The organism is Burkholderia sp. (assembly GCF_018375725.1).
Classification (GTDB): domain Bacteria; phylum Pseudomonadota; class Gammaproteobacteria; order Burkholderiales; family Burkholderiaceae; genus Burkholderia.
The window spans coordinates 1-3901 of the sequence record NZ_JAHACR010000360.1 but is presented as its reverse complement, the minus strand read 5'-3'; the positions used below and the strand labels follow the sequence as shown (position 1 = coordinate 3901).

The window sequence follows — 3901 nt, the reverse complement described above, 5'->3', positions numbered from 1 at the left end:
CGCCCTGCAACATCAGCCCGCGTCTCGCCGCCACTACCTGAAACCCGTCAGCGCCAATGTATTCATTGGTCATCCCGATTTTTGCAAGCGAAGCAGTGTTGGCAAAAATGGATTGACTCGAATCTATTCGGAGGCGTGGAGAGGAAAGATCCCGCCCCATGACGTCGCATACGAGCATTGGCGCGTTCGCTCGGCGCGCTGGCCGCCGCGCGTGCCGGCCAGCTGACCGATCAAGGCCTCGGTCAGGTGACGACCGGCATTGCACTGGTTCTGCCGGTCGCGTCGTGATTTCCCATTGCATTCACGGTCACATTCCCCTTCTTATAGTTGGCATCATCCTGCTCGATGCCGGCGGACAGGCGATCAACGTCGTCAATCAGAGCATGATATTCAGCACGCATCCCGAGGCGCACACGCGGCTTGTCGGGTGCTGCATGCTGTTTTACTCGATCGGCAGTGGTTTCGGTGCGATCTCGTCAACAGCAGTAAATAGGCATGCCCTATTGTCTGCATCAGAACTCTCAATTGGCCATACAGTCACACGCCGTTCGACAATTACGCGTGCATTTCACTACCCGAGCAGAACAGTGCTCGCGTGTTTTCAACTTTATGCCTGATTGCGAGGAGGACACTTGCAGACGAATTTCAAAAAAACGTTCTTGGCAGTTATCGCTGTGATGACCATGGGCACTGGCTCCGCTTCGACGTGGGCCGACGGCACTCCGCACCCGAACAGTTTCTGGTGGCCGGAGCGACTCGATCTTTCCCCGCTGCGCCAGCACGATGCGGAATCGAACCCGTATGGCAAGGATTTCGACTATGCCGAGAGATTCAAGCATCTCGATCTCGAGGCCGTCAAGAAAGACATCAGAACAACCCTGACGACATCGCAGGACTGGTGGCCGGCGGATTATGGCAATTACGGCCCGTTCTTTATCCGCATGGCGTGGCACGGCGCCGGTACGTATCGCATGTATGACGGTCGTGGCGGCGCGAGCGGTGCGCAGCAGCGATTCGAACCCCTGAACAGTTGGCCGGACAACACCAACCTCGATAAAGCACGCCGCTTGTTGTGGCCGGTCAAGCAGAAATACGGGCAAAGTCTTTCCTGGGGCGACCTCATGGTTCTGACCGGCAATGTCGCGCTTGAATCCATGGGATTTCAGACGTTCGGCTTCGGTGCCGGCCGCGAAGACGACTGGCAATCCGATCTGGTTTATTGGGGCGCCGGGAACAAGTTCATGTCGGACAACCGCGACAAGAACGGCAAACTTGAAAAGCCGCTGGCCGCTACGCAGATGGGCCTGATCTACGTGAACCCGGAAGGGCCGAACGGTCATCCGGATCCGGCCGCCGCGGCGAAGGACATTCGCGATGCCTTCGGGCGCATGGCGATGAATGACGAGGAAACGGTCGCGCTCATCGCCGGTGGCCACACGTTCGGCAAGGCGCACGGTGCGGCCTCGCCCGATAAATGTCTGGGTGCGGCACCGGCAGGTGCGGGACTCGAGCAGCAAGGCCTGGGCTGGGCCAACAAGTGCGGCACCGGCAAGGGCGCGGATACGATCACCAGCGGCCTTGAAGGCGCATGGTCGGCCGATCCCATTCACTTCACCATGCAGTATCTCGACAACCTGCTCGGTCACGAGTGGGTGCTGACCAAGAGCCCGGCGGGTGCGCATCAGTGGACGCCGAAGGATGCGCAGAACATCGTGCCGGATGCGCACGATCCGTCGAAGCTGCATCCGTTGATGATGTTCACGACCGACATCGCGCTGACGGTCGATCCGTCTTACAGCAAGATCGCCAAGCGCTTCGAGGATCATCCCGAGGAATTCAAGCTGGCCTTCGCCAAGGCCTGGTTCAAGCTGACCCATCGGGATATGGGGCCCAAGGCGCGTTATCTGGGCAATGAAGTCCCGAAGGTCGATCTGATCTGGCAGGATCCGCTCCCCGCTGCCCATTACAAGATGATCGGCAAAGCGGATGTGGCCGAGCTCAAGAGCAAGATCCTTGCTTCCGGCCTGTCCAAGGCGGAACTGGTCAAGACCGCATGGGCATCGGCTGCGTCGTTCCGCGGCACCGATTACCGGGGCGGGGCGAATGGTGCCCGCATCCGTCTTGATCCGGAGCGGAACTGGGCTGTCAACGATCCGGCGGACCTGGCCAAGGTGTTGAAGGTGCTGGAGGGCATTCAGGCCAAGTTCAACAAGGACAGAACGGACGGCAAGCAGGTGTCGCTGGCTGACTTGATCGTGCTGGGCGGCACTGCGGCAGTGGAAGATGCGGTGAAGAAGGCCGGATACGACATCCCGGTTCCGTTCGCACCGGGACGAACGGATGCTTCGCAGGAGCAGACCGACGTCCACTCGTTCGCGGCACTCGAGCCGACAGCGGACGGATTTCGCAACTACTACGCGCCGAGCAATGAACGATCGCCTGCCGATCTGTTGATCGATCGCGCAAGCAAGCTGGAGCTCACCGTACCGGAAATGACGGTCCTCGTCGGCGGCATGCGCGTGCTGGATGCGAATGACGGCCATTCGAAGCTGGGTGTATTGACCAACCGTCCTGGCGTCCTGACCAACGACTTCTTCGTCAACCTGCTCGACATGTCGACCAAATGGACGAAGTCGTCCAAGGGAGACGGCATCTACGAGGGGCACAACCGCAAGACGGACGCGCTCAAGTGGACGGCAAGCCCGGTCGACCTGGTGTTCGGATCGAGTTCGGAGTTGCGGGCAGTTTCCGAGGTCTATGCATCCGACGATGCACATGAAAAGTTTGCGCGTGATTTCGTTCAGGCGTGGACGAAGGTCATGAACCTCGACCGCTTTGACTTGAAGCGAGACTGACGGAACGTGAATCCGCTGGCCGGGGCATTGCCTCGGTCAGCACACAGGAGAAAGTGATGAAGAAGCGCGTATTGGGTTTGCTGATCTTGGGCATGGGGCTGATGGTTTCGTTGTTCAGCCATGCGGCCGAGGTCGAAGTAAAAATGTTGAATCGAACGTCGGACGGCCAGCGGGGATTCGAGCCGGCGGTTGTCCGCATCAATCCGGGCGATAGCGTGCACTTTGTCGCGGTCGACAAGGGGCATAGCGTCCAGCTTATTCCCGGCATGCATCCGGACGGCGCTAAAAGCTTTTCCGGCGACGTGAATGACGATCTGACCGTGAAATTCGACAAGCCGGGGGTTTATGGCTATCGCTGCGTGCCGCATTACATGATGGGCATGGTCGGCCTGGTGGTGGTCGGGAAGCCGGTGAATGAGGCTGCGGCCCGGAGTGTCGCGCAACCGCGTGACGCGAAGGCGCGGTTCGACCAGCTCTTTGCGGTGGTCGATGCGGGAAGCGTGGCTGCGCGGTAATGTGCAGGGCTGCGCCGGCAGTACAGGGCTGCTCGGTCAGGTGCAGAGTTGATTGAGGCGTGGGACTAACAGGCCGCTGAAACAACCTGCCGTTCGGCGGACAGTGATGACCCTGACCCAGAATTAGTCCCGGTCGGAAGTGGAGATTTCCGGCTTGGTTGAGTTGCCGGGCGAGGCGGTTTCCCTTGCCTGACGGGCGAATTCGGCGGGCGTCATCCACTGCAATGCAGAGTGGGGACGAACCTCGTTATAGTACGTGCGCCAGTCGTCGATTTTGCTCTGCGCGTCTGCCAATGACAAGAACCCATGCGCATTCAGGCATTCCTGGCGGAAGCGTCCGTTGAAGCTTTCGACTTTGGCGTTGTCAGTGCAGGACCACATGCACTCGGCGATATCCGTAGTGCACACGTGTGGACGCAATTTCCTTGATACGCATGAGCAGCGCCGACGAATCACGCGCGACTGACTGATACCGTAAGCGTGTCCCCAGCACCGTCTCGACGATGTGAAAGGAAGTTGCCAGAGTAGTCC

General features: G+C 59.5%; 2 protein-coding genes and 2 pseudogenes. 3 read left to right on the top strand and 1 reads right to left on the bottom strand.

What is annotated here, in order from left to right:
• Positions 1–164: 164 nt before the first annotated feature.
• From KH616_RS22680 to KH616_RS22670, 3 genes and pseudogenes are all read left to right on the top strand, one after another.
• Positions 165–488 (top strand): annotated as a pseudogene (locus KH616_RS22680) (MFS transporter); the annotation flags it as partial.
• 195 nt (positions 489–683) lie between these two features.
• Positions 684–2855: a catalase/peroxidase HPI gene (katG, locus tag KH616_RS22675; RefSeq protein WP_292252145.1), complete on the top strand. Its 2172-nt coding sequence runs from the start codon at positions 684–686 to the stop codon at positions 2853–2855.
• 56 nt (positions 2856–2911) lie between these two features.
• A complete protein-coding gene (locus KH616_RS22670; RefSeq protein WP_292252144.1) occupies positions 2912–3370 on the top strand; it encodes a pseudoazurin in 459 nt (152 codons plus the stop codon).
• 123 nt (positions 3371–3493) lie between these two features.
• On the opposite strand, the pseudogene KH616_RS22665 reads toward KH616_RS22670, so the two are convergent.
• Positions 3494–3739, bottom strand: a pseudogene (locus KH616_RS22665) (transposase); the annotation flags it as partial.
• Between the last annotated feature and the right edge of the window lie 162 nt (positions 3740–3901).